Raw genomic sequence first — 24,054 nt, 5'->3', positions numbered from 1 at the left:
ATTCTTTCCCCTGCAGTGAGGTCTATATTGACAGCCTTGCTGCAGGAGGTCGTTATGTCAATAACAGCTTTTTTTATCCCCTCATTCAATCTGATGGGGGCAGGCTGTCTGCCGCAGGCCATGGATACCATGAAGGCAGATGGTTTTCGCAAGGCACTGGTCGTAACGGACAAAGGGCTGGTCAAGGCCGGCCTGGCAGCCAGGGTGGTCGACTTGCTAAAGCAGGCCGGAATCCAGTCCGTACTTTTTGACGGCGTGCAGCCCAATCCCACCAGTACCAATGTCAACGCCGGCCTGGCCCTGCTCAAAGAAAATCAGTGCGACGTAGTCGTTTCGCTCGGAGGTGGTTCCTCTCACGACTGTGCCAAAGGCATCGCATTGGTGGCCGAGAACGGTGGCAAGATCCAGGACTACGAGGGACTGGACAAGTCGTCCAGGCCGCAATTGCCGCTGGTAGCCATCAACACTACCGCCGGCACCGCGTCGGAAATGACGCGCTTCACCATCATCACCGACGAATCCCGCCATATAAAGATGGTAATCGTGGACAAGCACACCACGCCCATCCTGTCGGTCAATGATCCGGAAACCATGGTCGGCATGCCAGCCTCGCTAACTGCGGCCACCGGAATGGATGCGCTGACCCATGCGATAGAGGCCTACGTTTCCACCCTCGCCACACCGATTACCGACGCTTGTGCCCTCAAGGCAGTTTCATTGATTGCCGACCATCTGCGCCCTGCCGTAAAGGATGGCACAGACATGGATGCACGCGAGCAAATGGCCTATGCCCAGTTCCTCGCCGGCATGGCCTTCAATAATGCGTCACTGGGCTATGTGCATGCCATGGCGCACCAGTTGGGGGGGCTATACGATCTGTCGCACGGTATCTGCAATGCCATCCTGCTGCCGCATGTGCAGGAATTCAACGCCAAGGCGGCAGGTAATCGTCTGGCCGACGTCGCACTGGCGCTGGGAGAAAAGGAAGCCTCGGCTGAAGCGGCCCTGCGCGCCATCCGCCGGCTGTCGGCCGATATCGGCATCCCGACCGGGCTGAAGGTGCTGGGTGTCAAAGCTGAGGATATCCCCGAACTGGCACGCAATGCGCTTAAAGATGCTTGTGGTTTGACCAACCCGATCCAGGCCTCGCACGAAGAAATCTGCGCCATTTTCACCGCTGCGCTGTAAGTACCGCCAGTGTTTGATCAGAACCACGCTGACCCATTGGCCGTGGTTTTTTCAAACTGAAAATGGCAGGCCTCGCACCGAATAAATCCGCGAAGCCGACATTTCCGCAGCACGGCACACCAGGCCAACCGCGCGCGCCAGTGTGCTGCGTATCGGCAATGCTGTGCAGCCCGAACCATCCGGTTGTTCGCATTACCTGCCCTGACGCGCGATGGAAAGAATCATCATGAAATCACGTGCTGCTGTTGCATTCGGTCCTGGCAAGCCATTGGAAATAATCGAGATCGACGTTGCACCACCCAGGACGGGCGAAGTACTGGTCAGGATCACGCATACGGGGGTCTGCCATACCGACGCATTTACGCTCTCGGGCGACGACCCCGAAGGTCTTTTTCCCTGCGTTCTCGGCCATGAAGGCGCAGGCATCGTAGTGGAGGTCGGCGAAGGCGTCACTTCTGTCAAACCTGGTGATCATGTCATTCCTCTGTATACAGCGGAATGCGGCGAGTGCCTCTTCTGCAAATCCGGCAAGTCGAATCTGTGCATTGCCGTGCGTGCCACGCAAGGCAAAGGCGTCATGCCCGACGGAACGTCGCGCTTCTCCTGTAACGGCCAGCCGATTTACCACTACATGGGTTGTTCCACGTTCAGCGAATACACGGTGGTTGCCGAGGTCTCGCTGGCCAAGGTCAATCCTGCAGCGAACCCTGAACAGATCTGCCTTCTGGGCTGCGGGGTTACAACCGGCATCGGTGCGGTGCACAACACCGCGAAAGTTCAGCCAGGCGATAGCGTGGCTGTTTTCGGCCTTGGCGGTATTGGGCTAGCGGTCATTCAGGGCGCACGCCAGGCCAGGGCTGGACGAATCATTGCGATTGATGCCAACCCGGCAAAATTCGATCTGGCGAAAGCATTCGGCGCCACCGATTGCGTGAACCCGAAGGACCACGAAAAGCCCATTCAGCAAGTGATCATCGACATGACAGGCTGGGGTGTCGACCATTCATTCGAATGCATCGGGAACGTTAATGTCATGCGAGCCGCGCTGGAGTGCGCTCACCGCGGCTGGGGCCAGTCGATCATCATTGGCGTCGCTGGCGCCGGGCAGGAGATCTCTACACGCCCGTTCCAGCTGGTAACCGGTCGCAGCTGGAAAGGCTGTGCCTTCGGTGGCGTCAAAGGCCGCTCACAATTGCCCGGCATGGTGGAAGACGCCATGCGCGGGGACATCGAGCTGGCCCCGTTCGTCACGCACACGCTGCCACTCGACCAGATCAACGAGGCGTTTGATCTGATGCATGAGGGCAAGTCCATTCGTACCGTAATCAACTACTAGGACGCCAGGGGGCGCCGTACCCGGCGCCCCCTCATCGCGCCCATCCTGCTGAAAATAATCGGGGGATTGAAAATGAGCACTGTGACGATACATCCGTCTGTCGATGCGGGAGTCCGCAAGGGCGATCCGGACTTCCGCGGCGGTACGCTCCGCTGTCGCTGCCAGAACGATCAGGTGGAAGTGCGGGTGCGCAGTAACGTTGCGCATAATCATGCATGCGGCTGTACCAAATGCTGGAAACCTGCAGGAGCCCTTTTTTCGGTGGTCGGCGTTGTCCCGCGTGACAAAGTTGAAGTCACGAAAAATGCCGGAAAGTTGCAAGTGGTCGATCCGGGCGCCACCATCCAGCGCCATGCCTGCAAGGAGTGCGGCACGCACATGTATGGCCGCATCGAAAACCATGATCATCCATTCTACGGCCTGGATTTCATTCACGTTGAGCTATCGCCGGAAAGTGGCTGGGAAGAGCCCCGCTTTGCTGCATTTGTCTCTTCGATTATCGAAGGCGGAGGGGCCAGACCGGAGCAGATGGACGACGTGCGCGCGCGGCTCAACGAGCTCGGACTCACACCGTACGACTCTCTCGCCCCCCCGTTGATGGACGCGATCTCAACCCACATCGCCAAACGCAACGGCATGCTGTAGCCGGCATCCAGGGCGGCTCGCCGGTGCGCAGCCGCTCTTTTCTTCTCCGGGGATCGGAATGAAACAGATCGAACACCATGCTTGTTTCGGCGGTTGGCAGGGCGTGTACCGGCACCAGTCAGAGGTACTTGGCTGCACCATGAATTTTTCCATCTACCTGCCTGAGCAGGCGCTGAAAGCAGATGTACCGGTCTTGTACTGGCTATCCGGACTCGGCTGCACCGAGCAGAACTTCACTGGAAAAGCTGGCGCACAGCGGTATGCGGCAGAGTATGGTTTGGCCATCGTTGCGCCAGATACCAGTCCGCGCGGTGACGGTATCGCTGATGACCCGGCTTACGACCTCGGCACAGGCGCCGGCTTTTATGTGAATGCAACACAGTCGCCTTGGGCAGCGCATTACAGGATGTACGATTATGTTGTCACTGAGCTGCCACGCCTGATCGAAGCGAACTTTCCTGTTACCGACAGAAGATCGATTAGCGGGCATTCCATGGGTGGACACGGCGCACTTGTAGCAGCACTGAGAAATCCGGGTCGCTATTGTAGCGTATCGGCGTTCTCCCCTGTCGTCGCGCCCTCCCGGGTGCCGTGGGGCGAGAAAGCGTTTACGGCATATCTTGGGCAAGACCGTCAAGCATGGAGCCGATATGACGCGTGTGAACTAGTCAGGTCAGCGACGGAGAAGTTGCCAATCCTGGTCGATCAAGGTACTTCAGATGAATTTCTGGAATCCCAGCTCAAACCTCATCTTCTGGAAGATTCATGCAGGGTAGCTGGCCATCCTCTGATACTGCGGCTTCGGCAGGGCTACGATCACAGCTACTACTTTGTCTCGAGCTTCATCGGTGATCACATGGAGTTTCATGCTAGGGCGCTGCCTGGATAGAAAACTGACTCCGCGCTGATCAGGACATCGATCCGGCTCATGCACGGACTGCGGGCAATTTGCCTGTAGCCGGACCGCTTCTTCCTTGAATCCCGGGATAAAACGCCGGGTGCCCATGGACCGCCTCCTGTGCCAGGATTATTGGCCGGAAGTGTCCATGGTACCGGGGCAGTCAGCCAGGTGCGATACGGTGCCCTGCCGTCCGGGAGATCTGTCCAGTGTGAAAACCGAACTTCACCATGGAAGCGGGACCTCTTCACCATTGGCCTTTTCACCAAAATAAAGCGATGGCAAAAAGCGGGAGAGAAAGGTGAACTCCGTGTAGCAATGCCGCATCAGCGCCAGCCCCATGGCTTCACTCGGGGCATGTTCGTCATCCAGTCCCAGGACGAAGCGGCTGCGAAGCACGCAGCCAAAAGGGGTGTCCCTGGCGACGTGCAGCATTTGTCCGCTCACGGGATCGCCATTCTCATCCAGCTTCACCCCGTCTCCAAAACCGATCCGGGCCGCAACAATGGCCGATACCCGGTGGCTGGCGAAGGCGTCGTCCACCATTGAGGGCGCAAACACATCGCGAGGATCATGGAATTTGAGCCTGGCGGTCACCGGAGGAATTTCTCCCAGGGATTCGACAGCGGAGATGCTGGCGCCATGGTAGCGCTTGCCCTTCTCCCAGTTTGCGTCCCATCCCGAATGTTCGACGTGATCTGCCGGATGCCACCACTTGATGTGCTGGGTAGTTTCGAAAAACGTGAACCACCAGTCGAGCATCCTTCCCTTGCAGCCATGGAGATCGGTGCGCACAGCCACCAGCAGACTGCGATTTTCAAGACGTTGCACCCCCATCTCCAGCGTCATGGGGGCGGGATCAAGGAGAGGACTGTGGTCAAGCCACGGTTTGGCGAGTTGGGACATCATCAGCTTCCTTTCGCGATTGGCGGAGCGACCATGATATAGGAAACGAACAACGTTTCCTATATCATGGTCGCCATTGCCCAATGCCGAGGAAACCCCCATGCCCCAACCGGAAAAAGGACTGCGCGGACGGCCGCCACGACCAGAAGAAGACGTAAGACGGGCGCTGCTGCAAAGTGCCATGGACGTGTTGCTGGAAAGCGGTTATGAAGCCGCCACGATGGAGGCGATAGCCAGGCGCGCTGGCGTGGCCAAGAAAACCGCCTATCGCCATGCCGAGAATCGACAGGAACTGATTGGTCTGGCGGTTCGCCAGTGGACGGATGGCTATGCGCCGTCCATGCAGATGGATCCGCAGGACACGGGTGACGTTGCGCAAGCACTGCGAACGATTCTGGAAAACATCTGCACGCAGGTACTGTCCGAAACCGCTGTTCGCGTCTTCCGCCTGCTGACGACTGAGTTTCCCGGCAAGCAGGAACTCCTGGACAGTTACCAGCGCAATGGGATTGAACGTGGGCAGATGCTGCTTTCCGGTTGGCTCGAAAAACAGTCCCGCAAGGGGCTTTTGCATGCCCCGGAACCGGCCGTGCTGGCCAAAGCCATTCTGGCAATGGCAGTGGCCGAACCGTTGCGCCAAATGGCGCTTGGCATGAAGCACCCCCTGCCGGAAGGATCAGTCGCGGCGCATCTCGATGCCTGCATGGACGTGCTGTCGCTTCTGATCGTTCGGCCTGACAGTCCATCCCTGGCCGGATGAACGGCCATCGAACGCCTCTCCGGCAGACCCGTTATCGAGGCGAAGCTCATCGTTCGGCCTGCACAACTACAGCCGCGAATGCAGGGCCAGCACAGTGGCCAGCGGCGCCTGGCACAGCGAGACGGCCTCGCCGCCATCGGCAAATACCGGCCGGCACAGCGAGGTCAGCGTGGCGCCCGGCAGGGCTTCGATCGCCAGACGGGCACCGCGTTCGCGGGCATGGGTGGCAGCATCGTGCCAGTGCACCTGACGCGCCATGTTGAATGCCAGGTCGTCCCGGATCGCGTCGGCCTGGAAGAGCGCCCGCGCACTGCTGGCGCTGACATACGTGCAGCGCGGCGGCGAGACGGTGACACGATCGAACGCCGCCCGCATCTGACTGGCCGCCCCGGACAACAGCATGCAGTGCGAGGGCACGCTGATGGCAATACGATGCACCTTGCGCGCATGAAAGTCGCGCACGGCCGCTTCGGCAAGACGGGCGAGCCCGTTCTCATGCCCGGCCACGACAATCTGCTCGGCCGAATTGATATTGGCCACGTAGACCGGTTCCTCCTCACGGAACTGCCCGGCCACCAGCCGTTCCACCTGGGCCAGCGACAGACCGATCACGGCACTCATTCCGTAGCCGGACGGATACGCCTGCTGCATCAGTGCGCCGCGCAGGCGCACCAGTTGCAGCGCATCGGCAAAGGTCAGGCTACCGGCCGCGACGGCCGCCGGATAGGCGCCGATGGACAGGCCCAGCACCATGTCGGGCTCGCAGCCCGCGTCGGCCAGCAGGCGCGCCGAGGCCACGCCGGCGATCAACAGTGACAATTGCACTGCCTGTGTCGAACGCAGCGCATCGGCGGAATCCAGTTCGGACAGCCCCTGTCCCAGACCGTCACAGGCCTCTTCCAGTGTCCGGGTCACCTCGGGGTGGGCAGGCAGGGCATGCAGCATGCCGGGGCGCTGGGCGCCCTGGCCCGGGAAAGTCAGCAGGGTTGTCATGACGGGGTCTCCATCGTCCAGGGTTGATCGGTCAATTGCGGTCCACGCCGCGTTTTCACCAGTACGTGCGCGTCACCCCGCGCCCATTCGCGCAGTGCCAGCCCACGATCATCCGGCAGGATGAGCTGCACATCGCAATGGCAGGCCGGCAGCTCGAATGCCGCCAGCAGTTGCCACGCGGCTTCGCGGGTCAGGGGTTCAGGCGCGTACAGCACCATGTCGAGATCGCTGCCGACGCTGACGGTATCCGCGCCCGTGGCCAGTTCGTAGGCCACACTGCCGGCCGGCCCCCAGTTGAAGGACAGCGACAGGCGATCGCGCAGCGCATCCCACGCCTGCAACGCCGGCAGGGTGCCGCGCCCGGCCCGCGATGCATGCATTCGCAGTGCCGTGGGCCGCACGCGGCGGACGATGGCGGCCTGCGGGACGGCAGTGCCGTGGCGTTCGGCACGCGAGTGCCCGCGCAAACCGACGGCCACCCATCCCGGTGCCACCTCGGCACGGCGTACCACCAGCGGATGCGCCGCATGCACCCTGCCCTGCGCCCAGGCCGGGAGGCCGGCAAACCACCCGGGCAGGCGCGTGGCGATATCGGCCTGCAGCCACACCAGTTCATGCACCAGATACGCTTCGGGCATCTGCACCTCCTGTCCGATAAAAAGCCCCCGGCCCTGTTCAGGCATTACGGCTGCAGCAGCGGTGCCGTCAGCACGATGAACAGCGGAATCGTCACAATGAATGCGGCGGTACTGACCAGCAGTGCCCCTTCTCCATCGGGCGACTGGATGCCATAGCGGTTGCCGAACACCACACCAAAGAAGCCGGCAGACAGGGCGACCAGCAGCACACCCGCCACGACGATGACCGGATCCAGGCCGAACGCGAGGGCGATCCCCCAGGCGATGAACGGCTGCACAAGGTTCTTCAGCACCGCGCTGAAAACCACCACACCATTGATCTTGAGCTTGCGGGCCGACAGGATCACCCCGGTCAGGAACAGCGCGGCGGCCAGCGAGGCGGCGCCAAGCGGCTTGAATGCCACCAGCAGCAGCTCCGGTGCCTTCAGGTCAGCCGCACCCAGCAGTGCCGAACCGATCACGCCAAGGATCGGACCGAACACCAGCGGCTTTTTCATCGAGGCCCACATCAGGCGCGGCAGGGCGCTGGTCATCGGCAGACGCGGCGCACCACTGGCCTGGGCCTTGGCCGCTTCCAGCATCATCAGGCAGATCGGCGTCATCAGCACGGAGCCGCAGGCAATGGCGATGGCCACATTCAGCGACGTCGTCGCGCTTTCCCCCAGCACACCGTTGAGAATGGGCAGGCCCAGGGCCGCATAGTTCGGCAAGGCCACGGTCAGCGACAGCACCGCCGTATCGCCAAGCGGCTTGCGGCACACTTTTGCAGACACGAAATACACAATGGCGTACACCACCCACATCGACAGCGTCAGTACCGCGACCAGCGGCACCTGCTTGACGATGCCGGCCCACGGCGTTTGCACCGTGGCCAGGAACAGACCGCCAGGCAGGGCGAAGTCCATCAGGAAGATGTTCAGGATCGCCACATTGGCGTTGTCGACCAGCTTGGCCTTGCCGGCCCAGTAGCCGAGCGCAAGGATGACGAAAATCGGTGCAAGCGCCTTGAGAATGAAATAGCCCATGGCTGTCTCCAGATAGAGGGGTTATTGGCTTCCCGCACGCATGCGGGTCCCCGCAGCACGGCGTGAAGCGCCGTGCCGTTGCAGGCAGTACGGGAAGCGGAGGGAAGTTTAAAGAGGCATCAGGCCCATTGCGCACGCAACAGCTGACGCACCCGGGCCGAAGCGGCCCGGGTCTCGGCGCCAAGACGGCAGGACAGGTCGCGCGGCGAGCTCAGGATGTCGGCAACGGCAGCGGTCAGCGTCTGCCGGACCTGCGACAGGTCGTCGGCAGTCGGTGCATCGGCCTGCTCCACGTCCAGCAGCTTCCACAGCAGGCCGAGCTTCGCGTAGTTGCCGATGTCGTAGGCCATCGGCGCCACCGTGGCAGCCAGCTTTTCCAGTTCCTCGACCGTACGCAGCGTGATGCGCGCGGCGGCGGCCTGGTACATGGCATGCACCAGCACCTTCGGGTCGTTGAGGGCGATCAGGCGGTTGGCCTGATAGCCATGGGCGAGGAAACCGCCCGACATGGCCTTGCCCACGATCAGCGCCACTACCGGGTGGCCTTGCTGGCGGGCATTCGCATACGCAGCGCCGGCAGCAGCCAGCGCCAGGTGAATGCCGAACGCCTCTTCGCGGCGGCCATAGGCCTGGCTGCGCACGTCGACGACCGCGATCAGCGTCCGCTTGTCCTCACGGTCGGCATCGGCCTTGACCGCCTCGCTGACGGCCCGGGCGACGTTCCAGCCTTCCAGCAGCCCCACTTCGCCGTTTCTGGCGCGCGGGAAACGGTTTGCCGGATCCGGCAGCACGGCAATGACGCGAGCGGCGCGGCCAGCCAGTTCGATATCGGCGGCCTGTACCGAGTCCGGCAGCCCGGCGACCGGCGAACCGCCGGCGACGAGCGCCTCAAACCAGACCCGCCCGCGTTGCGACGCGGCGGTGTTCGTATGCTGTTCGCTCATGCCTTGACTCCTTTGCCAAAGATTTCACGTACCCGGGCGCTGTCCGGCTGCGTATCGACATCGATACGGTCCAGCAGGGCCAGGAATTCGTCGATACGCTGGTCACGCGGCAGGGCCGGCACACCGGCCGCCGCCAGTTCACGCACGGTATCGGCCATGCGTGCCACATCGTCCGCCACGTAACGGTCGGCCAGACCGGTGGCATGGCGCTGCTCGCCGCCGGACAGGCTCCAGATGAACGGCTTGTCCCGCGAGTCGTATTCGGCAATGCCCGCTTCCTGCTCGATCACCTGCGGACCGTTCAGCCCATAGCGCGCCTCGCGCGTCACCACCACATAGCTGCACAGCGCGGCAGCCACCGACATGCCACCAAAGCAGCCGACGGTACCGGCAATCACGCCGATCACCGGCTGATAGCGACGCAGATCGGCAATGGCGGCATGGATTTCGGCAATCGCCGCCAGCCCCAGATTGGCTTCCTGCAGCCGCACGCCGCCGGTTTCCAGCAGCAGCACGGCCAGGGTCGGGATACCGTTGCGATTGTCTTCCGCAGCCAGTTCGAGTGCGCCGGCCATCTTCGCGCCGGAGACTTCGCCCATGCTGCCGCCCTGGAAGCTGCCTTCGATGCCGAGCACGACGGCGCTCTGGCCATTGATTGTCCCGCGCGCCACCACCAGGCCGTCATCGGCCTGGGTCACGATGCCCTGCGAGGCCAGCCACGGCGAGGTCACACGATCGAACGGGTCCAGCAACTCGCGCATGCTGCCCGTATCCAGCAGCGCCCGCGCCCGTTCGCGGGCGCTCAGTTCAATAAAGCTGTCCGACAGCCGGTTTTTGCTCATGTCCATCGTGATCCTCACTTTCCGGCCGCACGGGCGACGAGTTCCATGCCCTGCTCCAGGCGCATGCGCACGACGCCCGGCGTGGCGCCGAAGTCATTGATTTCGACCTGCATGGCGGCCTCCCCGGACCGCTCGGCGAACATCCGGTCGAACAGGGCCTGCCAGCGGCTGGCGGCACCATCCACCGAGGTGTTGACGACAATCGTGGTCCGGCCGGCGTGACCCGGCTCGATCAGGACCTCGAGATCGCCACTCCCGACCACGCCGACCTGCACGCGACCGGCCACCGGCTGTTGGGCCGGGTATTCAAATCTGATGGTTTCCATTCAGGACTCCCTCGTTTACATAGTGACTTGCCGCTCCAGCGCATCGAGAAACAGCGTGGCGGCCAGAAGGTCCGCCGCCCCGCCGGGCGATGCGTTGTGAGCCAGCATGTTCAGTTCAAGGCGGTACAACAGATGTCGTCCTTGCAGGCTGCCTGTACCGCCAGCGCGCAGGATGTCGCGCGCCAGCGACTGAGCGTCCCGCAGCGCCGCCTCGCCACCGCGCGACAGCACGCAGGTGTCATGCAGGCGGGCAAGAATCGCAATCAGCGCATCGAGGCGGGCGACGTCTTCCGGCTGGCCGGCGGCGCGACTGGCGCGCAATGCCGGCAGACCGATGTCGATCACATGCGGAAAGGCCTGCTGCGCCTCGCCGCGCGCGCCCGGCACGCCATACCGCGTGCGCATGCGCTCGCCGTTGCTGGCCTGCGGCTGACTGAAGCGGTCCGCCAGGCAGGCCAGCGAGGCCGCCCGCCGGGCGACATTCGCCGCCGTCAGATCCGCCGGCTGCATGGCGGCAGCCGCGCTCAGCAGCCCCAGCGCCCAGATGGCACCGCGGTGGGTGTTCACCCCGCCGGTGACGCGCATCATGTCGGCCTCGGCCTCACGACCGATCCGGCCCACCGCTTCGCGCAGCGCCAGATCGGCTTCGGCATGGGCCGCTGCCTCGCCCATCCGGGCAAAGCCGTCATGCAGGGCATGGGCCGAGCGCCGCATCAGATCCAGCGTCAGATCACGGTGAGCGCCGCTGCCGCGCCGGTCCACCAGACCCGGCTTCGGCGTCAGTTCAGCCTCGTCGACCAGGGCACGGACAGCCAGGTCAGCGATGCGCAGCGCCAGCGGCACCGAGCGATTCAGGACGAATCCGTTCATTACCAGCTCCGGAAACGGGCCGGCGGGTTGTAAAGTCCGTCGGACCATTCGACCAGCTCGGCGATGCTCTTGGCCGCCAGTTGCGAGCGCGTGGCTTCGGCCCGGTCGACGCCAAGATCCTCCGGCAGGGCAATCAGGCCCTGACGGCGCATCTCGGAGGTCTTTTTCGGGTCATGGCGCATGCCGATTGGCGTGACACCGGCCACTGCCGCGATCATTTCGCGTCGTTCTTCCAGCGAGCGGGCCTTGTACAGATAGGCAATACCTTCTTCGGTCAGCACGTGGGTCACGTCGTCGCCGTAGACCATGACCGGTGCCAGCGGCATGCTGGCCGCCTTGGCCACATCGATGGCATCGAGGCTTTCGACAAAGGTAGGCTTGTCGCCGGGCTGGTAGGTTTCCACCATCTGCACGACCAGCTTCTTGCCGCGTTCCAGCGGGTTGTCGGTCTGCAGCAGGTCGAGCCAGGCCGGGGTCGCATGGCGGCGGCCACGCGGGTCATGCCCCATGTTCGGCGCGCCCCCGAAACCGGCGATCCGGCCACGGGTCACGGTCGAGGAATGCCCGTCGGCATCCATCTGCAGTGTGGAGCCGATAAACATGTCCACCGCGTACTGGCCGGCCATCTGGCAATAGGCGCGGTTGGAGCGCAGCGAACCGTCCGCGCCGGTGAAGAACACGTCGGGACGCGCGCGGATGTACTCTTCCATGCCGAGTTCGCCGCCGAAGCAGTGCACGCTCTCGACCCAGCCCGATTCGATCGCCGGGATCAGCGTCGGGTGCGGGTTCAGGGTCCAGTGCTTGCAGATCTTGCCCTTCAGACCGAGCTTTTCACCGTAGGTCGGCAGCAGCAGTTCGATGGCGGCGGTATTGAAGCCCAGGCCATGGTTCAGTGACTGCACCTGGTGACGCTCGTAAATGCCGCGGATCGCCATCATGGCCATCAGCACGTGCACGGGCTTGATCAGCCGCGGATCACGGGTGAACAGCGGTTCGATAAAGAACGGCTGGTCGGCAACCACGACAAAATCCACCCACGAACCCGGGATGTCGACGCGCGGCAGTTCGCTCTCGTCCTCGACCAGCTCATTGACCTGGGCAATGACGATACCGTCCTTGAACGCGGCGGCTTCGACAATGGGCGGCGTGTCTTCGGTGCTGGGCCCGGTATACAGATTGCCGTGACGGTCGGCCTTGTAGGCGGCGACCAGGGCCACGTTCGGGATCAGGTCGACGAACAGGCGCGCATACAGTTCGATGTAGGTGTGAATGGCACCGATTTCGAGCAGATCGTCCTCAAGCAGCTGGCTGATGCGCAGGCTTTGCGGGCCGGAGAACGAGAAGTCGAGCTTGCGGGCGATACCGCGCTCGAACAGGTCGAGGTGCTCCGGGCGTCCGACGCTCGGCATGATCATGTGCAGATCATGCAGCTTGCCCGGGTTGACCCTGGCCAGTGCACGCGACAGGAAATCGGCCTGCTTCTGATTGTTGCCTTCCAGGACCACGCGGTCCCCCGGCGCAATCAGGATTTCCAGCGCTTCAACGATCCGGTTGGTCGGAATGACCCGACCATTTGCCAGTTTGCCGAGGGCTTCGAGCCGGCGTTTTTTCTCATTACGCCGCCCATTCCATACCGGTGCCTGGCTAGACGCCTGGGTAGTGTCCATGTCTGCTCCATGCGGGATTGATGTGGACGCACATTAATCCCGCATATTTGGAGCTTCAATTAAGCTCAACGTGATTTCGTTAAGCTTGGCGTAATGGACTCAGATGGCCCGACCTCGCCTGTCACTCGGCATGGGCTTGCGGATAAAGCTGATTGGCCGTCATCCGGCATGCGGCGGCCAGCGACAGCAGATTGGCATCGCGCTCGCGCGCATGCAGGTAGACCAGACCGATCTCTTGCCGCATGCGGTAGCGCGGTGCGAGCGGCACCAGTTTCACCCGGTCACCAAACACCCCGCGCACCCGCCCTGGCAACAGGGTATAGCCGACCCCTCCCGCCACCAGGTTCATCAGCGAGTAGATATCACCGACACGCGCCACCACCTTCGGGGAAAAACCGGCCACATTGAACGCGTCCTGAAACCGCCGGTAAGTGACAAAGCCATCGGACAGCGAAACATAATCGACGTCGGAAAAAGCCTGCAGATCAATGGCTTCGGCATCGGCGAACGCCGAATGGCCCGGCACGGCGAAAAACACTTCATCATCGAACAGCGGCACGCACTCGAATTTCCCGTCACCTTCCTCGAAGCCCATGATGGCAGCGTCGATCTGGCCGGCCAGCAATTTGGCCCTCAGGCTATCGTTGGAGCCGAGCACCAGCTCCACCTGCAGCGCCGGGCGGCGTAATTTGAGATCCATCAGCACCTGCGGCATCACCTGGGACGTCAGCGAATACAGGGAACCGATACGCAGCAGCGAGGAGGACAGTCCGGCTTCCTGCCGCGTCATCTCCATCCCGCGCTCCATATGCTCGATGACCTCGCCGGCCACCTGCGCCAGCACCCTGGCCGCCTGCGTGGGCACCAGATTGCGCCCTTCGTTGCGAAACAGCGGACACCCGAGCCCTTCTTCCAGCGAGTGCAGCGCACGATGGATGCTGACAGCCGTCGTCTCCATCTGCTCCGCGATTCTGGCCAGATTACCGGTCTGCATGAAGGCCAGCAGCACCTCCAGCTTGCGGAAGGTAATTTTCTCGTCAATCCGTTCCTTCATCTGGAAACCGCCTCGCGCTGGGGTGAAAGTGAACGGCCGAATGTTCGGTGCCATGCCGATGCCACGTCAATGTTTACTCCGCCCGCTTGTGACGGAGGTTAAGTGAGGATGACGTCATCTTGATGTTTCTGCTGTTGCAGGCCATGGGTTGTCTGGCGGTTTTTCGGGAGGAGGTCAGCCGCCGTTTGCAAGAGGAAGGGATCCTAATAAGGTCGTGCCTGAGGCAGTAATTGTAGTTACTCCTGCATCAAGCGCTTCTTTTTTCAGATTTCTAGCAGCCCAACTGCCGCAATATATGAAGAATGGCACAGTGGGGTTTAAATTTCTAATTTTCATAGCCAAGTCAATTCCAGCTTTGTCACTCTCTGGGCGCCCCATGTCGGAGATAACAATATCGTATTGTTTTGACTTAAATTTATCAACACCCTCCGAAGTCGACTGCGCGGTGTCAATCATGGCTCCTCGCTGTTCAAGTGTTGCTACTAAGAGGCTATTGTTTCTGGGCTGATCATCAACCCACAATATTCTCCCCCCCGTAGGCGATGAAAATTTTATTGAGGGCTCTGTCAATTTGGCTGCGGCATCGATTTTTTTTTCAATTTCGGCAACTTTTTGTTGTAGGTCACTCAATATAATGCGCTGCTGCTCCGAGACCTCTTCCATCGTCAGTTCATGTCCAGCAACTTTAATGGTGAACCTTCTTCCTCTGGCGGATTCAATGATTTTCTTCAGCGGCTCATAAAATATAAAGCTCAATATCGAAAAAAATATGGGCCAAGCTAGCGAGGCTAGGGATGAAATTAATTTGGCAAATGATTCCATGGGGCACCTGAGAGATAGCTAGCATTTGATGTCAGCGAACGGAAAAACCCATACAATTTACTGAAACGAATTGTCAAGCATTTATTTGGTGTAGTGAACATATCCAAAACTGTACTTATGAAGCATTTCTACTGTTTTGGATGCCCTTGGCGGAATTGGCTCGAAACTTTTTTCCACTACAAAGAAAAGCTACTTTGTTTTTTCAAAGATGTGCTCAGGCATTTTCTGGCCGACAGCAGCCATCACCGACACTTGATTGACATTGGCATAGTCACTCTATCACAACAGATTCCCAGCATTCCACCCCGAATCCGCCTCTGATGGCGGGCTCGTCGTTTTCGACACCCCGCTGACACCGGGCACGCTCCCTGCATGCAGCTGGCCGCCGGCTAAACACATGGAGATCATTACATGGGTAACCGCCAACTTCAGTTGAACTTTGGCGGGTCATATCAAGCCCTCCCACTCACTACGACCGCGCCGCGCCGGGGCAGGTCAGCACTCGAAGCCATGGCCCGCCGGGCGATCAATCACATCAAGGCAAATTACGGCCAGCATGCCGGTAGCCGTTTCTCCGGGCATGGTGAGGCGCTACGCGCACCTGTCAAGGGCCCACCTGGCCGAGTATGTGGGGAGGCTCGAAGGTACAAAATCACCTACAGTCGATCCCAAAATGAAAATGGGTTAAACGCGTCAACGTTTAACCCATTGATACAACTAACATTTCTGGTGCCGACTACCGGAATCGAACTGGTGACCTACTGATTACAAGTCCTAAGCGGCGCACGTAGCCGCCTGATTTCAATAGCAAAATCGCGCTCGGATTGTGCCATTCCTGCACGAGACTGCAACCACCTGCACTACGCCTGCACCCGCTGCGGCACAAATCCGGCACAGTGTGCCGCGACCCTCTACGCCCATCGCTCGCAATGAGCGCTCGCCCGGGCTAATGTGCTTCTGATAGCCCTGATCAGAGGTTTCCATGGAAAATTACCCCCCTGTACTTTCCCAATTCGAAGTTCAAGCCAAGATGCTGGACTTTGCTGAAGACTCATCCAACCTCGAAGATGCCATTGCTATGCTCGCAGGCTGGATTGAGATGGCGGAACCTCGTCTGCAGCAGCACGACATTGCGGCCCTGATCTGCATCGGTGGAACGCTGTATCGCGAAAGCCGACGTCGGCGTCTCACGTGATCTCGTACCGCTCAGCAGACAACACCTTTTGTCGCTCGCGTCAGCGTCTCCCAGTAGCTAATCTTTCTCTATGCGGCACCGCCTCAAGAACACTGGCCGGCGGGACCAATGGCGCCAACAAAGGGGAAGCGGCCACCATGTACCGTGTCTTTTTGCGTAATCCGGACCAACAAGTCGTCCCGAGCTCAGTCACCATCACAAAAGATGCATCTGCCGCAGCCCAAGCATTTGCGGCGCTCATAGAGCGTACTGACTTCGATGGCAAACCGTTCTCTGCTGTCTTGAACTGCAACCGAACCCAGCTCGCTCACCACCGCTTTCATCATCGACCGGGGCAAGAGCACTACTGGCGCGGCCGTCTGGATGAAATCAAGTGGCCTAAGACGGGGCACCCGAGGGTGCTAGAGGGCGGGAAGCGCATATCCGTCTATCTGGATGTCCCCAGCCATCAGCATGCGGTGGCGCTAGGTGGTGGCAACGCCAGCGAGGGAATCCGATTGGCCTTGGCCGCTATCGGTCGTAAGAGCTGAAGGAGCCGCGCAGCTTCTCCCCCGATGGACTTGGAGAAACAAACATGAATGACCGGCATCCCATCATCGAGCAATTTGAGGCTCAGGCAGAGCTGCTGGATATGGCGGAGGACGAATCTGCCATTGAGGACGCCATTGCAGTCCTGGCAAGTTGGATTGATGTAACAGCGGAGCGCCTGTCAGATAATGACCTTGCTACTCTGGTGCACATCGGTGGAACCTTGTACCGGCAAGGCTTGCATGATCGCATTAATAAGTTGCTGCAGGATCAGCGCTCCCTGCCGCCCGAAGATAGCCCAATCTGGTGAACTCGCAAAGCCAGAAACTGGGTGCTGCCCCCCCTTCTGAACGGTCCGGCGGGTCTGCATAGAGAGGGCATCAGCATTATGGTGTGACGGCTTGTTGCAGCCCTGCCCGCTCCACGACACAGACCACATACTGTCGCACCAGAACCAGATAGCGCTCGACCAGATCATCCGGGTTATCGCTGGTCGGGCGTTCGATCTGTGGTGCTGGCGCCGCCAGATTGGCTGGCAGCGATGGCTGTATTGGCATCATCGATGGCGGACTGGTTGCGGCGCAGGCGCTCAGCATCAAAACGGCAATCGGCAGGCAAGGGATTCTGCATCGCATAGGTACGGTACTCCGTGGTGTGCCGGGTGGCGTTGGTGTTGATCTGGTCGACGCGTTGCTGGATGTCGCCGGCGATGGTGTTCAGGCGGTTGGACTCGGTGCGGAAGTCGGCCAGGGCCTGACGGGCGTCGGCCAGCGCCCTGTCCTGAACGGCGCGCTCGGCCTGCAGGTCGCGGGTGTGCCAGCCGTGCCACCAGACGCCGGCCAGCAGCGCAAGGACAGCCAGCGCGCCGGCAATCCATCGGATCAGTGCATCAGACATAGTTCCCTCTCCGCCTCACGGCGTGCAGTCAGGCCGGGCAGCACCTGGCCGCCGGCACGATTCCAGCGCAGCAGCTCGTTGCAGCCGCCGACAGTGTCACCGCCGTTCAGCCGGCGCAGCAGGGTCGAACGCTGGTATGCGCCCGGCCCGACGTTGTAGACGAACGACGCCAGCGCCGCCCGGCGGGTATCCGGCATCGGTACCCGCGCACTGCGGTCGACCACGGCCAGCGCCTGACCCAGCTCGCCGGCCAGCAGCCGGTCGCATTCGGCCTGCGACCGGCGCTGACCGATTCGCACACCGGCCGTGCTGCCGTAGCAGATCGTCGGGATGCCGACCGGATCGAGATAGGCCATGGGGCGCAGGCCCTCGAAATAGCCGGTCAGCGGCACGGCAATCGCCAGCGCGCCGCCGGCGACGGCAGCCGCAATGCGGGTTTTCAGGGCTGGTGGCATCATTCCAGCTCCCGCATACGCGCAGCATGCTCAGCCTGATCGCGCTGGTCCTGCCGCATCTTGTAGTACCAGTTGACGGCAAGGCCGCCAACAGCAACCAGCAGGCCAATAAGCGCCACGCCCTCACTGCTCAGCAGCCAGCCGAGCATCGTTCCGCCAGCACCGCCATAGGTCACCTTGCTGGCGACCGTCGAGGTTGTCACCTCCAGTGCGTTGTCTCTCATACAGTCCCCTCGGACGTGAAAAAGCCCGCACGCGGCGGGCAAACAAAAAGGCCCGCTTTGTGCGGGCCTGAAGAAATAATCCGCTCAAGGCGGGTTATGTGCTTGAGAAATAATTACTCCGAAATAGGTATTACGCTTGGCACATTCGCCCACGCTCTTGGAGGACGAGCGACAAGGTCAGTTTGCTCGACCACCACGCGCGCGCCACGCACATCCAGAGAGGCGCAGAGCACAGGTTTGATGAATTCGTCAAATTTCGCTTCGCGGAGAAAGACCAACTCGGCGCCTGACTCGGCATGCAACACATGATCACCTTCTTTCAACCCCATAGCGTGCCTCCTCTCGGTTGGAGATCTAATCTTGGCATAAGCCGGCAGGCATTCCGGCCCCTGCGCGCTAAAAACAACAACCGCTGGTCAGCCCGCGCTGAGGGCACATGAAGAGGCCCCGATCTGCATTACAAACCGGGGCCACTTGACCTCACACCGGCCCATGCGGTGGGGTCACAGTGAATTTAGATAGCAACCCGGCGTGGCTCAAGTGGAACTGACAAGCGGCCCGTTACTCGGTGATGATCGGTGACGTCGGCCAGTCGATGGCCTGCGGGAACCCAGTTTGCAGCGGCACGTCGCGCAGCGCTTGGCGGTAGGCACGCACATCGGCCAACCGCTTGTCATCAATCGGGTAATCCGGCATCAGCAGATAGTCGGTAGTAGCGATTAGTGCATCACGCTGCATACGGACGGCCGTTGCCTCTGCTGTGCTTCGAGCCTCCATCTCTGCCGCAATCTCATCACCGGTCAGCGGCACGACCTCACGGGATACGACCACCACATGCCGGCCCAGGTCTGGAGTCAGCTGCTCGGCGCCGAGGCGTTGCGTGCTGTCGTCGTATGGAGTGTCGGCATATTCAGCCGGCCACCACGCACAGTCGCGCACGCCCAACGCCGGATCAGTCCACGACAGGTCGAGCAGCGATTCCGGCGCGAGGCCAATCAGGAATGCCGGGACCGGCTCGCGCGTGGCGATGCCGGATTGGATTTTGATCATGATTTGTCTTGTCCTTTATGGGCGCAAATACGTTATGTCGATGCAGCCATCGAGAGCGGGGATTCCACCAGAATTAATATCGGTTCCTCCATTGCCACCACGACCAAAATTCCCTTTGCGATACCCGCCACCACCAGCCCCTCCGCTGCCTCTAGCGGCAGATCCGCCGGTGGCTCCAGCACCAGATAGATAGCTGTAGTACGGGTTGGTGGTGTCAGATAGGCCGCCATCTCCCGGCGCCCCATCACCGCCATAGAAATTGCCGCCACCTTGGCCGCCGCGTCCGCCATTGCCACCGCGCCCGCCATCAGAAACCAATGAATTGCCCCCTCTTTCGCCGGCGTTAGCTTCAAATCGGCCGAAAATGGTTTTAGTGCCTGGGTCCGACGTAAATGACATCACACCAATGCCAATATCAATGCGCTGGCCTGCATACAGGCGCACTTCAATGCCGAAAATGTAGCCGCTACCACCGCCAGCACCATTGCCGGCAGAAAACCGGCCTCCACCCAATCCGCCAGCGCCGACCAGCACAACCTCGTACACACCATCTGCGGGAACCTCCCATTTTGTGAGGCCTGTATCAGTCAAGAAGAAGTTGTCGCCTGGCTTCAACCTCTGACCGAGGCGTGGGCCGGTGATATTAGTCGTCATTGCCGGCATCAGCTCGCGTCGGCGACCTCGACGATACTGCAGCCCGCTTATGCTGCCTTTCATCCCGTATGGATATGGCATCAGAAGTCTGTCCACTCCGCCTTAAACACAATCCCACCGGCCAGCGCGACCTGGCTCCCAACATAGAGCTTGTCACCGGCACCGATCCGCAGCGGCGCGACCTCGCTGTAATTCGCGAACGTCGTCTCCGCGATAGCCGAAGTTGTGGACACGGTCTGTGCAGTCACCAGCTCGGAATCAATCAGCCGTTTTGTCACGCCACCGTCAGACGACAGAAGCAGCAGCAGCGACGATGCCGTGACGGTCGCACGCGGCATGGCCGTCAGCCTGGTCAGGATCGCGCCGTCAGCGCCGGCGGTCAGCAGCTCGACAACGCCGGTCGGAGAATCAGTCGTCAGCGCGCCGGCCGCCGCCGTGACGACAGCGGTAGCGGTGCGCGGAGTTTGCGCGAATGGGGCAGTAAAAGTTTTTGCCATGATGAATCCTCAGAAAGACAGGGCTGCCGCCTGGATGGTGGCGAGAGTGGTTTTGTTCTGGTCGACGTACTGGCGCAGTGCATCCAGCTCCGTACGCTGGGCGTCACTGATCGGCTTATCCACATCGGCGGTATTGTCGACACGAGACAGGCCGACATCGGCGGCGCTCAGGGTCACGACGCCGTGATGCCCATTGACCGACACCACCGGCCCGTCAGCGACCGATTCGGCCACTGCCGCCGCCTGCAGCCGCGCAGAATCTGCAGCTGCAGCAAACCCGGCTGCGCTGGATGCCCATTCCTGCGCCAGACTTGCACTGGCCGCTGCGGCACCCTGGCTGGCGGACGCCGAAACCTGCGAAGCCGCTGCGGCTGCCGCCGCGCTGTACACCGACTGTACGGTGGCAATGTCGATCGCCATCTGCAGCACCGGGTTGCCGTTCTGGTCATAAATCAGCATCTTTCCCGCCCGGACGCTCGGGCCTCCGCCCGGCAGCACAGTTACATTGCCGCTGGAATCAAACGCCAGCAGTTGATGCGCCCGGTCTGCTGGTGCTGGCGGAATGCTGGCAGTCGTCGCGCCGTCCGGGAGCGTGATCGTTTTGCTCAGATCCGTTTCGACAGCGGTGAACGCCGAACTGACCGCATCGAACAGCTTGTTCACATCCCGAGCCCGGGCAGTATCACCATCGACCAGCCGGTCATTACGGTTCGGGTGATCGAAATAGTCATTGTTTGCTGTCATGACCCCTCCATGAAAAAGCCCGGCGCAGGGCCGGGCGGTGGACATAAAAAACCCGCGCTGTCGCTAGGACAGGCGGGCTGTGTGTAGTGCTGCGTGCGGCTCTACTTGAGCCAGCAGTGATTTTCCAGGCGGCCACGGTCAGGGAGGTCTATCCCTGCACGGCTCGAAACATTGCTGGCGAACGCCATTCCATCATTGAAGTGGTCGTGAATACGGCCTGCCAGCCGTGGGCTCAACTCCCTGATAGCGGGCCCGAACTGGTCCCACCATGCAGACAGCCACGCCATGTGGTTGCACAGGCCGCTGATGTCTTGCATGCCAGCGCCCACTGGCGCCACCTTCTCTGCCGGCAGCACCTCGCCTTCCAGCACCAGCCGGTGGACGTACTCGACAGCCTGACCGATCTGCTCCGGCGCCAACTGGTCGATATGCTCGACGCCGAACCGCTGATGGACCAGCGCGTAGGCGTCTGGGTACATCAGAGACCGTTTCCCGACCAGCATGCTCACGGCGGCGCGCAGCGGGGTGCGGGCGTCGGTGGTGGTCTTGGCTGCGACCGGCCTGCCGAACAGTTGCGCGGCCATCCAGTTGAAGGCGTTGATGTACGCCTCCTTGATCTGTGCGGCCTTCTTGCCGGTGAACCCCATGACTAGGAACATGAACCCGTCCTTCGTCATCTCGTAGTACTTCATGTCACGACGAGATGTGCCAACTGCCTGATTTTCCACGTTGGCGTAAAAATGCGCCGACGCAAATTCTGGCGAGCAATCGAGGTTTCCGATCTTGCGCAGAACATCTTTGTGCAGTTTGCCAAATGCTTCTGCCACCTTCAGGGAGGTGGTGCGCAACTCGTCTCCGATCATGGAGATCAGATGATTCGGCTCTAGATTGTAGAAGTTGGGGGCGATGAGGGTTTGAGCGGCCATGGTGGCCTCCTTTGATTCAGGATTTTCCACCCAATCAGGGGTGGGGGCTGTCCTACGCTCAAAGCGCCAAAGGCGAAAAGCGCCGGGCCCTTACGGGTACCCGCAGCCCCCATCGACCGGGATGGCTGCGCGCAGACGCACGCATGCCGAATAGGGGCAATAAAAAACCGGCTTTCCACCCGCAAAGGAGCGAACGCGCCGGTTCAGAGCGCTTTGATTTAGGAACCGTCAGTATCGCCACGGGCAGGCGGCGTGTCAACGGGACACACCAGTCAACCGCCAACAAATGACACCGGTCTTTTTATGATCTATGCTAAACAGTTTTCAACTGTCATTCAGGACCATCATGAACAAGCTGATTGCAGTAATAGCAGTCTTGGTCAGCGCCCAAGCATTTGCCGGTAGTCACTATGGCAGCCACTATGGCAGCAGCAGAGAAACCGGATCCAGCACAAACAGCGTTCACGTTGACGGCTACACCCGTCGGGATGGCACGCATGTACAGTCCCATGAACGCTCTCGCGCTGACGGAAATTTCAACAACAACTGGTCAACTCAAGGGAACGTGAACCCGTACACCGGTCAGCCCGGCACCAAAACATACGATCCAAACGGCAAGAACTGACGAGCAGCACCATCACTCCTTGTCGTCCATGGAACACGATTCCGTGTCAACGAAAAGCCCACCTCTTGGTGGGCTTCAGTTAACTCTGGTTGAAAACCGGGATTGCTATGCAACGGCACCCTTCTTTCCGCGAGCAGAACCTCCCTTCACCAGGGTGGCCTGTCGGCGGGGGCTCATCCCAGCGGAAGACCTTGCCGTAGTTGGTCGTGCAGCGTTCGCACACGCTTTCGTCGTGACTACTCGACCACCGGTAGTGGGTGATCCCCAATGCAATCTGCCTCGCTTTTTCCTTTTTGGCGGCGACTCTTCTCTCGTCAGCCGTCAGATCAATGTCGTTATTTTTCTGCACCATCAAGCACCTATTGTTTTGCGAGTTTCGTCATCGTATCTGGCGTCAGTTAGGACGCCATTATGATTTTACTGGCATCAACAGGATGCTGACGATCGTCTTTCCTGCAGCAGACACGACCAGGTGATCGCACTGTTCATCCCCGCACCCGCGGGGAACACTCCAGACTGAAACAATCCAGGTACGACTCGCGCGGTTCATCCCCGCGCCCGCGGGGAACACCTTAGGCTTACTCAAACTTTATCATCCCAGGCTCAGGCGAGCCGTCAGGCAATTTCCCATACAGATAGGCGTAATACTGTGGGTGGAATCGCTCAGCAAATGCCACCACGCGATCCATAAAGGCTTTTTTTTCTGGAAATTTTGTGATGTTGTTAACATTCCAGTCGCTTAAATCCCAGTTTGTGTACTGAGTTTTTATGCCATACATTGCTGGATCAATTTCATAAACCACCGAAACATAATCACTATTCTTATAACCGACCACACTGACTTGAATAATTGTCCTGTCTCCAACAAACCCCTTATCCATCAAGTATCTTGCTCTTTGCATGTAATAAGACCCACTCTGCCAATTGAACTGCCATGCGACATGATTCACTGTTACACAGTACTGCTTCCATACGCCATCATTAATGGATTCTTTCCAGTATAAATTATTCCTCTTGCACAGCTCATCAAGCCAGCGGCGCCTTATGTGATCACTATGACCAATCCTGATTCTCCACTCCTGTTTAATTCCCTTTTTATTAGTATCTAACAGAATGGCGTTTTTGAATGGGATTTCGCCTTTTGCGTCAAAATTATTTTCAAATGCAACCTGTGTCCAATTCCCCTCCGGCAAGGTAAATTCATGCCCAAAGAATGTAGCAGACGAAACGGGTTGTCCATTTGTTTCAGGCCCAAGGTCGGCGGCTCCAGCCAGCAACGGGACCAGCAATAGTAATGCAGTGATTTTCATGGCAATACCAGCTATGACGGAAGGATGAATCTCGC

Annotated in this window: 31 protein-coding genes; 9 read left to right on the top strand and 22 right to left on the bottom strand. The window is 60.3% G+C overall.

Annotation, left to right across the window (positions count from 1 at the left end; all coding sequences use genetic code 11):
- Positions 1–54: 54 nt before the first annotated feature.
- The 4 genes from yiaY to fghA all read left to right on the top strand — a co-directional run bounded on the left by yiaY (position 55) and on the right by fghA (position 4,058).
- Positions 55–1,188 carry an L-threonine dehydrogenase gene (gene yiaY, locus ACYVG8_RS09320; RefSeq protein ID WP_460745577.1) on the top strand — a complete coding sequence of 378 codons (1,134 nt, stop codon included), beginning with the start codon at positions 55–57 and terminating at the stop codon, positions 1,186–1,188.
- 211 nt (positions 1,189–1,399) lie between these two features.
- Positions 1,400–2,524, top strand: coding sequence for an S-(hydroxymethyl)glutathione dehydrogenase/class III alcohol dehydrogenase (locus ACYVG8_RS09315; RefSeq protein ID WP_460745575.1), 1,125 nt, complete (start codon positions 1,400–1,402; stop codon positions 2,522–2,524).
- A gap of 72 nt (positions 2,525–2,596) precedes the next feature.
- The gene (gene gfa / locus ACYVG8_RS09310; RefSeq protein ID WP_460745573.1) at positions 2,597–3,169 is read left to right on the top strand and encodes an S-(hydroxymethyl)glutathione synthase; all 573 of its coding nucleotides are present in this window, start codon (positions 2,597–2,599) and stop codon (positions 3,167–3,169) included.
- A gap of 58 nt (positions 3,170–3,227) precedes the next feature.
- Complete coding sequence (gene fghA, locus ACYVG8_RS09305) at positions 3,228–4,058, top strand: S-formylglutathione hydrolase (protein ID WP_460745571.1); 831 nt, start codon at positions 3,228–3,230, stop codon at positions 4,056–4,058.
- A 234-nt stretch (positions 4,059–4,292) separates the two neighbouring features.
- Here fghA and ACYVG8_RS09300 read toward each other — a convergent pair whose 3' ends face one another.
- The gene (locus ACYVG8_RS09300; RefSeq protein ID WP_028498967.1) at positions 4,293–4,976 is read right to left on the bottom strand and encodes a DAPG hydrolase family protein; all 684 of its coding nucleotides are present in this window, start codon (positions 4,974–4,976) and stop codon (positions 4,293–4,295) included.
- A gap of 97 nt (positions 4,977–5,073) precedes the next feature.
- Between ACYVG8_RS09300 and ACYVG8_RS09295 the strand changes: the two genes are divergently transcribed.
- A complete protein-coding gene (locus ACYVG8_RS09295) occupies positions 5,074–5,733 on the top strand; it encodes a TetR/AcrR family transcriptional regulator (RefSeq protein WP_107890071.1) in 660 nt (219 codons plus the stop codon).
- 66 nt (positions 5,734–5,799) lie between these two features.
- Here the strand turns inward: ACYVG8_RS09295 and mdcH are convergent, their stop codons facing one another.
- From mdcH to ACYVG8_RS09245, 10 genes are all read right to left on the bottom strand, one after another.
- The gene (gene mdcH, locus ACYVG8_RS09290) at positions 5,800–6,726 is read right to left on the bottom strand and encodes a malonate decarboxylase subunit epsilon (protein WP_460745569.1); all 927 of its coding nucleotides are present in this window, start codon (positions 6,724–6,726) and stop codon (positions 5,800–5,802) included.
- Positions 6,723–7,364 (bottom strand): malonate decarboxylase holo-ACP synthase, encoded by a 642-nt coding sequence (locus ACYVG8_RS09285; protein WP_107890073.1) that lies wholly within the window; start codon positions 7,362–7,364, stop codon positions 6,723–6,725. Before ACYVG8_RS09285 ends, mdcH begins: the two co-directional genes overlap by 4 nt.
- A 44-nt stretch (positions 7,365–7,408) precedes the next feature.
- The gene (locus ACYVG8_RS09280) at positions 7,409–8,389 is read right to left on the bottom strand and encodes an AEC family transporter (RefSeq protein ID WP_460745567.1); all 981 of its coding nucleotides are present in this window, start codon (positions 8,387–8,389) and stop codon (positions 7,409–7,411) included.
- 119 nt (positions 8,390–8,508) lie between these two features.
- Positions 8,509–9,333, bottom strand: a complete 825-nt coding sequence (gene mdcE, locus ACYVG8_RS09275) for a biotin-independent malonate decarboxylase subunit gamma (RefSeq protein ID WP_107890074.1) — start codon at positions 9,331–9,333, stop codon at positions 8,509–8,511.
- A complete protein-coding gene (locus ACYVG8_RS09270) occupies positions 9,330–10,175 on the bottom strand; it encodes a biotin-independent malonate decarboxylase subunit beta (protein WP_460745565.1) in 846 nt (281 codons plus the stop codon). Before ACYVG8_RS09270 ends, mdcE begins: the two co-directional genes overlap by 4 nt.
- 14 nt (positions 10,176–10,189) lie before the next feature.
- Positions 10,190–10,501, bottom strand: a complete 312-nt coding sequence (locus ACYVG8_RS09265; RefSeq protein ID WP_460745563.1) for a malonate decarboxylase subunit delta — start codon at positions 10,499–10,501, stop codon at positions 10,190–10,192.
- Between the two features lie 15 nt (positions 10,502–10,516).
- Positions 10,517–11,371 (bottom strand): triphosphoribosyl-dephospho-CoA synthase, encoded by an 855-nt coding sequence (locus ACYVG8_RS09260; protein ID WP_199905501.1) that lies wholly within the window; start codon positions 11,369–11,371, stop codon positions 10,517–10,519.
- The gene (gene mdcA / locus ACYVG8_RS09255) at positions 11,371–13,038 is read right to left on the bottom strand and encodes a malonate decarboxylase subunit alpha (protein WP_028498958.1); all 1,668 of its coding nucleotides are present in this window, start codon (positions 13,036–13,038) and stop codon (positions 11,371–11,373) included. The genes ACYVG8_RS09260 and mdcA overlap by 1 nt, the downstream gene beginning before the upstream one ends.
- 121 nt (positions 13,039–13,159) lie before the next feature.
- Positions 13,160–14,092 (bottom strand): LysR family transcriptional regulator, encoded by a 933-nt coding sequence (locus ACYVG8_RS09250; protein WP_460745560.1) that lies wholly within the window; start codon positions 14,090–14,092, stop codon positions 13,160–13,162.
- 174 nt (positions 14,093–14,266) lie between these two features.
- Complete coding sequence (locus ACYVG8_RS09245) at positions 14,267–14,914, bottom strand: response regulator (RefSeq protein ID WP_107890076.1); 648 nt, start codon at positions 14,912–14,914, stop codon at positions 14,267–14,269.
- Between the two features lie 982 nt (positions 14,915–15,896).
- On the opposite strand from ACYVG8_RS09245, the gene ACYVG8_RS09240 reads away from it, so the two are divergent.
- From ACYVG8_RS09240 to ACYVG8_RS09230, 3 genes are all read left to right on the top strand, one after another.
- A complete protein-coding gene (locus tag ACYVG8_RS09240; protein ID WP_107890129.1) occupies positions 15,897–16,109 on the top strand; it encodes a hypothetical protein in 213 nt (70 codons plus the stop codon).
- A gap of 137 nt (positions 16,110–16,246) precedes the next feature.
- Entirely contained in the window at positions 16,247–16,639 is a 393-nt protein-coding gene (locus ACYVG8_RS09235; RefSeq protein WP_146745071.1) for a hypothetical protein, read from the top strand.
- A 44-nt stretch (positions 16,640–16,683) separates the two neighbouring features.
- Positions 16,684–16,947 (top strand): hypothetical protein, encoded by a 264-nt coding sequence (locus tag ACYVG8_RS09230; RefSeq protein ID WP_107890130.1) that lies wholly within the window; start codon positions 16,684–16,686, stop codon positions 16,945–16,947.
- A gap of 173 nt (positions 16,948–17,120) precedes the next feature.
- On the opposite strand, the gene ACYVG8_RS09225 is transcribed toward ACYVG8_RS09230, so the two are convergent.
- From ACYVG8_RS09225 to ACYVG8_RS09185, 9 genes are all read right to left on the bottom strand, one after another.
- A complete protein-coding gene (locus tag ACYVG8_RS09225; protein WP_460745557.1) occupies positions 17,121–17,534 on the bottom strand; it encodes a hypothetical protein in 414 nt (137 codons plus the stop codon).
- Positions 17,519–17,992 carry a lysozyme gene (locus tag ACYVG8_RS09220; protein WP_112692610.1) on the bottom strand — a complete coding sequence of 158 codons (474 nt, stop codon included), beginning with the start codon at positions 17,990–17,992 and terminating at the stop codon, positions 17,519–17,521. The genes ACYVG8_RS09225 and ACYVG8_RS09220 overlap by 16 nt, the downstream gene beginning before the upstream one ends.
- The gene (locus ACYVG8_RS09215; RefSeq protein WP_112692611.1) at positions 17,989–18,213 is read right to left on the bottom strand and encodes a holin; all 225 of its coding nucleotides are present in this window, start codon (positions 18,211–18,213) and stop codon (positions 17,989–17,991) included. The genes ACYVG8_RS09220 and ACYVG8_RS09215 overlap by 4 nt, the downstream gene beginning before the upstream one ends.
- A gap of 113 nt (positions 18,214–18,326) precedes the next feature.
- Positions 18,327–18,542, bottom strand: a complete 216-nt coding sequence (locus ACYVG8_RS09210; protein WP_460745555.1) for a hypothetical protein — start codon at positions 18,540–18,542, stop codon at positions 18,327–18,329.
- A gap of 232 nt (positions 18,543–18,774) precedes the next feature.
- Positions 18,775–19,263, bottom strand: a complete 489-nt coding sequence (locus ACYVG8_RS09205; RefSeq protein WP_460745553.1) for a tail fiber assembly protein — start codon at positions 19,261–19,263, stop codon at positions 18,775–18,777.
- Positions 19,264–19,278: 15 nt separating this feature from the next.
- Positions 19,279–19,917 (bottom strand): hypothetical protein, encoded by a 639-nt coding sequence (locus tag ACYVG8_RS09200; protein WP_460745551.1) that lies wholly within the window; start codon positions 19,915–19,917, stop codon positions 19,279–19,281.
- Positions 19,918–19,997: 80 nt separating this feature from the next.
- Complete coding sequence (locus ACYVG8_RS09195; RefSeq protein ID WP_460745549.1) at positions 19,998–20,414, bottom strand: hypothetical protein; 417 nt, start codon at positions 20,412–20,414, stop codon at positions 19,998–20,000.
- A 9-nt stretch (positions 20,415–20,423) separates the two neighbouring features.
- Positions 20,424–21,203, bottom strand: a complete 780-nt coding sequence (locus ACYVG8_RS09190) for a hypothetical protein (RefSeq protein ID WP_460745547.1) — start codon at positions 21,201–21,203, stop codon at positions 20,424–20,426.
- 56 nt (positions 21,204–21,259) lie between these two features.
- Positions 21,260–22,084: a Rha family transcriptional regulator gene (locus ACYVG8_RS09185; protein ID WP_460745545.1), complete on the bottom strand. Its 825-nt coding sequence runs from the start codon at positions 22,082–22,084 to the stop codon at positions 21,260–21,262.
- Between the two features lie 346 nt (positions 22,085–22,430).
- Between ACYVG8_RS09185 and ACYVG8_RS09180 the strand changes: the two genes are divergently transcribed.
- On the top strand, positions 22,431–22,709 hold the full coding sequence (locus ACYVG8_RS09180) for a hypothetical protein (RefSeq protein WP_460745543.1): 279 nt from the start codon (positions 22,431–22,433) through the stop codon (positions 22,707–22,709).
- 79 nt (positions 22,710–22,788) lie between these two features.
- On the opposite strand, the gene ACYVG8_RS09175 is transcribed toward ACYVG8_RS09180, so the two are convergent.
- Entirely contained in the window at positions 22,789–23,061 is a 273-nt protein-coding gene (locus tag ACYVG8_RS09175) for a phage minor head protein (protein WP_460745541.1), read from the bottom strand.
- A gap of 226 nt (positions 23,062–23,287) precedes the next feature.
- Complete coding sequence (locus ACYVG8_RS09170; RefSeq protein WP_460745539.1) at positions 23,288–24,019, bottom strand: hypothetical protein; 732 nt, start codon at positions 24,017–24,019, stop codon at positions 23,288–23,290.
- Positions 24,020–24,054: the final 35 nt, after the last annotated feature.

It is taken from the genome of Microvirgula curvata (assembly GCF_054781615.1).
The sequence above is the reverse complement of the archived record's forward strand: the minus strand, read 5'-3'. Positions and strand labels throughout refer to the sequence as shown.